Here is a 6,536-nt window from a genome sequence, read left to right as displayed (position 1 = left end):
TCCAGCTGGTTGAATCCATCGGCCATCGACTTCGCCACCTTTCACGGTTGGTTTCAGTCTATGGGGGCGGACACATACAGACCAGCGACGCCGGCCAATGCTTCACCATCCCAACATCCTGCCGGGCTGATAGATGGGCCTAGTCAGAAGCGCATAGTTACTTATCGCCGCGACGTTCAGCACCAGCACAGGCCCGATGATGGTGAAAAGACTCAGAGCTCAGTTGGCGTTCAGCCCTTGATGTCTCGGGGATCCTTCTTGCCTATGGTGCGCTTGTCGCGGATTTTGTTGCCACCCTTGTTATGGATATTGACCTCGCCGCCGCCGGACCGGTCTGCAAAGACCTTGGCCTGCTTGGTGGCCTCCGCCTTGGTGGCGAAGGTGCGGGAGACGCGTGAGGCCCCGGCCCGCTTGACTGTCCAAAGATCGCGATCCCCGTCGTATTGCACGTGATAATCAGCCATGATGGCCGTCCTTTCCATACTTCCCTGTACCCCCTCATCTTCCACTGCCCGATCTAAGGCACCGTGCTTCGACACTCCAGAATTTCCAGGAATATTGTCAGGTACTGATTTTGCAAAAGAAATCCTTTCGCTACGAGTTTTGCGACCTATATGGGGTCTGAGGAAATGGCATTTATGCCAAGCACCTTTAGAAGAAAGAGGACAAGTAAAACGATGAAAGCTACAACGGTAAGGAGCGGAGCCACAAACCGGAAAAGCTATAGATCAGCCTGTAAAAGTCGGAATCATAGCAGCTTCTAATATTCTTAAATCATGCAATCCCGGCCATCGCTATGCGTCATATTTTGAATATCCGGAACCTCACCTAAATATTTGCAGATGCAGAGGGTCATTTCTTCCCGAATGTCGCCGAACAGTTATATACAGTTGGCAAGAATCATTCGTGCCCATTAACGCATTACAATTCCCAGAATGGCCCGGACTTCGGAAACTACTGCACAAGTCGCTAAGTGTCAAGCGTAATACGGATGAACTTGAAGATCGACTCAACGGGTCTGCATTGCATTTATATATGTCGTGAGCTACGAATTCATCTGGCAAAACGAATTGATAAGACTCTTTTCCCTTAAAGATATCGATAGAACTAGTTGTTAATTAATTGCAATTTTCCCAGATAAGCCTTTTTGAATTGCGTCAGCGCATATTCTTGTTAGCGGCTCTCCAATTGCTTCTTTGTAGTTGAAGCCTAGAAGCTGTATAGCTTTGAGTGTGTCCACCGAGATAAGTGCATTTATTTGATCGGCCGTCTCCGTAAATTCAGCATCAGATTTTCCGAAAATCCTAATCAGCTTTTCTATAGTATTATGCAAATGGTTGATGTCATCATCGCTGATTTCAATCCTATCAACCTCTGTCTTGTACGCTTGGGCTATCCTTATAGCTTCAGCCCGATCCTGCACTAAATCGTTGATAATTGCATCATATGCATTAGCCATTGCATTCTGATCTTTTTGCAGTTTAATCGCTTTCACCTTTGAAAGAATTCCATCACCGACAGACTTTGCAACTAGTTGTGTAAGAGATACTGCAGCGGTCTCTAATGCAACCATTTTCAATCCTCTCATGATTGATATAGCTAGAACGTTTAAGTTTATTTATAAATAGGAAGCTATAAGCCATCGCCCTCTTTGGCATTCCAATGTTCCTAGCGAGAGCGGGCGACGGGAATCGGACCCGCCTCTGAAGCTTGGGAAGCTTCCATTCTACCAATGAACTACGCCCGCAAATGCGACTACCGGACTCAGACCTCGGCCAACCGCATGCGAGTCACCATGGTAGCAGGTCTCGGCGATGTGCGCGAATCACCAGCTCTGGGCACAGTTGCGAGATAGGTATTCAATCCACTTTCAGACAGTGCCGTCGGGCTCGATCAGATCGGCCACCACTGTGGAGCAGGCTCCAAGCAAGGCTGCATCCTCACCCAGGGCCGAACGGTCAACTACCAAAGGCCGACGGAAATCAGTGGCCAGGGCATCGTTCATGGTCTTCTCCATGGCGCTCAGGAAGATGCGGTTGACCACTCTGGAGTCGCCCAAGACAGCCACGCGAGGAATGTCCATAAGGCCGGCAGGCATGGTCAGAACACGACCAAGCAGTTCGCCAGCACGGCGCAAAATGCTGGCCAGATTGTCGGGATCCCGGTCCATCGCAGCAGTCAGCTTGGGAACGCTAATCAGCGATTCCAGGCAACCGCGCTTACCGCAACGGCACTGAGGACCGGTGGGATCCACCACCACATGGCCGATCTCGCCGGCCGCACGATTGCAGCCGGTCACAAGCTCGCCGGAAACCAGCAACCCTGCCCCAACTCCGTCGCCCAGATGGACCAGCAATAGGTCGGACTGGCCTGAGCCAAACTGCTGCTCGGCCAGTACCTCGTTGTTGGCGTCGTTGTTGACCGTCACCTCCAGGCCTGTCTTCTCATGCAGATAGCCGCGAAGGTCGGTCTGAACCCAGCCCAGGTTGGTGGCATCATCCACCACGCCTTCGGCACTGACGATGCCGGGACTGGATACGCCGATACCCATGATGGGATGGGCTGCACGTTGCATCAATGAATCGGTCAGCTCTCCCACCAGGTCTAGGGGGATCTTGCCGTCAGCAGTCAGCGGGATCTCCTCACGCCCCACCACCTGCCCGGTCAGGTTGAGCACCGCTCCCCTGAAAACGTAGGGCGTGGAAAGGTCCAGGGCCAGGATGCTGCGCCCGTCAGGATTGATGCGCAGCAGCCGTCCCCTCTTGCCCGGACCAGTGGATTTGCTATACCCCACCTCCATGAGCAGATGCTCGCCCAGCAGCTCGGCCACGATGTCCGATATGGCGACCCTGGTCAGCCCTGATGCGCGGGCCAGGTCAGCCCTGGTCATACTGACATCGGGGTAGAGCAGCCTGAGCAGGACGGCTCGGTTGTGATGCCGCACCGACTTGGGCAGCGCCTTGGACAGGTTGCCGGTATTACTGGTCATGATTCGCCTGACGATAGATAATGCGGGTACGGGGACCCGCCATGGGGATTGGGCCTTGAACCCCGTAATCATGCCCATCCATACTTGCTCCTTATATTGTAAACTTCCTTGTTCGGTCAGGTCCAAACCTCGCCATTGCGGCAACAAAGCTGTTTGTTTTCATGATTGCGCACTAGCATCGTGAGCAAGACCACTGGGGCAACCAGTAAAAAGTTCAGTTTCCTAACAATTACGTGTTAGGCTATGAACAGATACCAGAAACAGCTGCATCCCCTCGCTGAGCAAAGGAGCGATCGCCATGACCACGACACCGAACCATTCGGGAGTCTCATCGTCCGCCATAAATCCCCGATACCTGCTGGGCAACGAAGCCAACCGTATCTTCATGGCCTCACAAACTTATGGCTTCCTGGACTTCGGGCGCGGGTTCCCCACCGAGCAGGGCGGCGCCGGCTGGCTCAATGACGACGGCAGCATCGATCCCGAGCAGGGAATCCAGACCTGGATCACCTGCCGGATGACCCACGTCTACGCCATCGGCAGCCTCCTGGGCTACCCGGGAGCATCGGAGCTGGTCCACCGCGGCGTCCAGGCCCTTCAAGGCAACCTGCACGATGACGAACACGGCGGCTGGTACCCCTCGGTCTCCTGGCAGGGCCAGCCCGAGAGCGGCAAGACCTGCTACACCCACGCCTTCGTGGTCCTGGCTGCCTCCTCGGCCATGCTGGCCGGCGACTCCGATGGACAAGCCCTGCTGGATCAGGCGCTGGAGATCTTCAACCGCTACTTCTGGGATGACGATAAGGGCCTGGCCGTGGACACCTGGGACAGTGGCTTCACCCGGCTTGACCCCTACCGGGGGCTCAACGCCAACATGCACAGCACCGAGGCCTTCCTGGCTGTGGCCGATGCCACTGGTAAAGAGAACTACCGCGAGCGCGCCGGCCGCATCATCGACCAGGTCATCGGCTGGGCAAAGAACAACCAGTGGCGTATACCCGAGCATTTCAACAGCGACTGGCAGGCCGACCTGGACTACAACCAGGACAACAAGGCCGATCAGTTCAAGCCTTACGGGGCAACCCCGGGCCACGGAATCGAATGGTCCAGGCTGATCACTCAGTACGCCCTAAGCAGGTTCGATCAGGAGGCCGACCGTCGCCCCTACATCGAGGCAGCCGAGCACCTGTTCGCCAGGGCTGTGGAAGATGGCTGGGCCACTGACGGGGCCGAGGGCCTGGTATACACCACGGACTGGCAAGGCCGCCCGGTAGTCCACGACCGCATGCACTGGACCCTGGCCGAGGCCCTGAACACCTCGTCCACCCTCTACGCGGCCACCGGCAAGGCCACCTACGCCGACTGGTATGCCACCTTCTGCAGCTACGTAGACCACTACCTGATTGACCACAAGGGCGGATCCTGGTGGCATCAGCTGGATGCCGGCAACCAAGTCATCGGCACGGTCTGGCCCGGCAAGTCCGACCTCTATCACGCCTTCCAATCCACTCTGATCCCCTACAACGACCCGGCGGTCTCCATCGCTACGGCCATCAAGAAGGCCTGCGGACAGGGACGGGCGGACCAGGATCAGGCCCGCTGAAATCCATGACAGCATCGACCCCGCATCCCGAGGCGGATACAGATAGCGCCCAGCCCGGTCCGATCAGCCTAGGAATTGACATCGGCGGCACCAAGATCGAGGGCGTGGCCATGGACGGCGGCAAGCACCTGCTGGCCTGCCATCGAATCCCTACGCGCGAGGGCAACCAAGCGGTTCATGACGACACGGTGACACTTATCCGGCACCTGCTGGATCGAGTGGGCCCGAACCAGGGTCCGGCCACCATAGGTCTGGGCATCCCGGGGCGGGTGGATGCCAACCGGGGAATAGTGGATGACGCAGTCAACCTGGGCATCCGCCACATGGCTCTGGGCCCTGCCGTTGCCAAGACGACCGGCCTGCCCGTCCGCGTCGAGAACGATGTTAACATCGCTGCCCTGGGGGCCGCCTCGCAGGATGGCGACACCCTGGTGGCCCCTGGGACCACACCCCACTCCGTGGCCGCCCGGAACCAGGCACGACGCCCTGCATCAGAGCCTGGGCGTGACGGACCCAGGGCCCTGCCCGACCAGGACGACCACGTAGTGGCCTTCATCAACCTAGGCACTGGTCTGGCTGCGGGCATCATCCGTGAGGGTCGGATCGAACATGGAGCCAGCGGGGCAATCGGCGAAATTGGCCACATCGCAGTGGATGCCCACCAGTTCCCCTGCAAGTGCGGCCAGTGTGGCTGTCTGGAGACCGTGGCCTCAGGTTCGGCAGTGGAAGCCCTTTGGCCGGGAATCGCCCACCCCCTGCCTGATCTGATTGCCCAGGCAAGCAAGGGAAACCAGCACGCCCAGGAAGTCCAGGACATCATCGGCCATGGCATTGCCTTGGCTGTCCAGATCGTGGCCCTGACTATCGATCCAGCTGTAATCATCTTGGGCGGTGGCATGAGCAAAACCGGCCAGCCCCTGCTGGATCTGGTCACCGAGCATCTGAATAAAAGCGCGGCTTGCAGCCACTTCATCGCCTCGCTGAGTCTGCCTGACCGGCTGCGTCTGGCCCCAACCGACCTGCCCATCGCAGCCATCGGCGCCGCCCTGGCAGGACGCATGGCCGCTGGTAGTCACCCATCTGACTTTATAGGAAAGGAAATCGCATCATGACCGAAATCATCATCGTCAAGTCCCAGGAGGAAGCCGGCGAAATCTATGCCCGCTGCACAGCCGACCTGATCCGGCGCAAGCCTGACTGCGTGCTGGGTCTGGCCACGGGGTCCAGCCCTCTGGCAGCATACAAGGCGCTAGCCGATCTGGTCCACAAGGAGGGGATCGACGTCTCACAGGTGCGTGGCTTCGCCCTGGATGAGTACGCGGGGCTGGATCCGGCCCACCCCCAGTCCTACCGTTCCACCATCGACCGGACCGTGGTCGAGCCTCTGGGCCTGGACCCCGCCAAGGTGAGAGTGCCCAATGGGAACCTGGACACCATCAAGGACGCTGGCCGGGTATATGACCAGGCAATCGAGGATGCCGGCGGCGTCGACCTGCAGATCCTAGGCATCGGGACCGACGGACACATCGGCTTCAACGAGCCCGGATCCTCCCTGGCTTCAGGCACCCGCATCAAGACCCTGACCGAGCAGACCCGCATCGACAACGCCCGCTTCTTCGACAATGACATGGACCAGGTGCCCACCCACTGCATCACCCAAGGAATCGGAACCATCCTCAAGGCACGCCAGCTGGTCCTCCTGGCCTTCGGCGCTGGCAAGGCAGAAGCTGTGGCCGAGAGCGTAGAGGGCGGCATATCGTCCTTCTGCCCGGCCTCCGCCCTCCAGATGCATCCCCACGCCACCGTGATTGTGGACGAGGCCGCCGCCTCCCGCCTGCGCAACCGCGACTACTACAAGTGGGCATATGCCAACAAGCCTGACTGGCAGTCCATCTAGAAGGCAAACCAAACATGTCCAAGGAAGCATACGAGTCGGCGGGGCTC

Annotated in this window: 6 protein-coding genes and 1 tRNA gene; 3 read left to right on the top strand and 4 right to left on the bottom strand. The window is 58.2% G+C overall.

From position 1 onward, the window contains the following. Window positions 1-230: 230 nt before the first annotated feature. The 4 genes from AC0AP0_RS07410 to AC0AP0_RS07395 all read right to left on the bottom strand — a co-directional run bounded on the left by AC0AP0_RS07410 (window position 231) and on the right by AC0AP0_RS07395 (window position 2,989). Complete coding sequence (locus tag AC0AP0_RS07410) at window positions 231-464, bottom strand: DUF2188 domain-containing protein (RefSeq protein ID WP_045934889.1); 234 nt, start codon at window positions 462-464, stop codon at window positions 231-233. A gap of 650 nt (window positions 465-1,114) precedes the next feature. Then, window positions 1,115-1,573: a hypothetical protein gene (locus AC0AP0_RS07405; protein ID WP_110412305.1), complete on the bottom strand. Its 459-nt coding sequence runs from the start codon at window positions 1,571-1,573 to the stop codon at window positions 1,115-1,117. 103 nt (window positions 1,574-1,676) lie between these two features. Then, window positions 1,677-1,747, bottom strand: a tRNA-Gly gene (locus AC0AP0_RS07400). 123 nt (window positions 1,748-1,870) lie between these two features. Beyond that, window positions 1,871-2,989: an ROK family protein gene (locus tag AC0AP0_RS07395; protein WP_490429954.1), complete on the bottom strand. Its 1,119-nt coding sequence runs from the start codon at window positions 2,987-2,989 to the stop codon at window positions 1,871-1,873. A 298-nt stretch (window positions 2,990-3,287) separates the two neighbouring features. Between AC0AP0_RS07395 and AC0AP0_RS07390 the strand changes: the two genes are divergently transcribed. The 3 genes from AC0AP0_RS07390 to nagB are packed head-to-tail and all read left to right on the top strand — an operon-like array spanning window position 3,288 to window position 6,489. Next, window positions 3,288-4,592 carry an AGE family epimerase/isomerase gene (locus tag AC0AP0_RS07390; protein ID WP_490429952.1) on the top strand — a complete coding sequence of 435 codons (1,305 nt, stop codon included), beginning with the start codon at window positions 3,288-3,290 and terminating at the stop codon, window positions 4,590-4,592. A gap of 5 nt (window positions 4,593-4,597) precedes the next feature. Next, a complete protein-coding gene (locus AC0AP0_RS07385) occupies window positions 4,598-5,704 on the top strand; it encodes an ROK family protein (protein WP_490429950.1) in 1,107 nt (368 codons plus the stop codon). Next, window positions 5,701-6,489, top strand: coding sequence for a glucosamine-6-phosphate deaminase (gene nagB / locus AC0AP0_RS07380; RefSeq protein WP_029679028.1), 789 nt, complete (start codon window positions 5,701-5,703; stop codon window positions 6,487-6,489). Before AC0AP0_RS07385 ends, nagB begins: the two co-directional genes overlap by 4 nt. Window positions 6,490-6,536 lie beyond the last annotated feature (47 nt).

The sequence above is a fragment of the Bifidobacterium sp. POST2/T3 (B1) genome (assembly GCF_058197115.1).
Note: the sequence above shows the minus strand (reverse complement) of the source record. Positions and strands in the feature narration are given on the sequence as shown.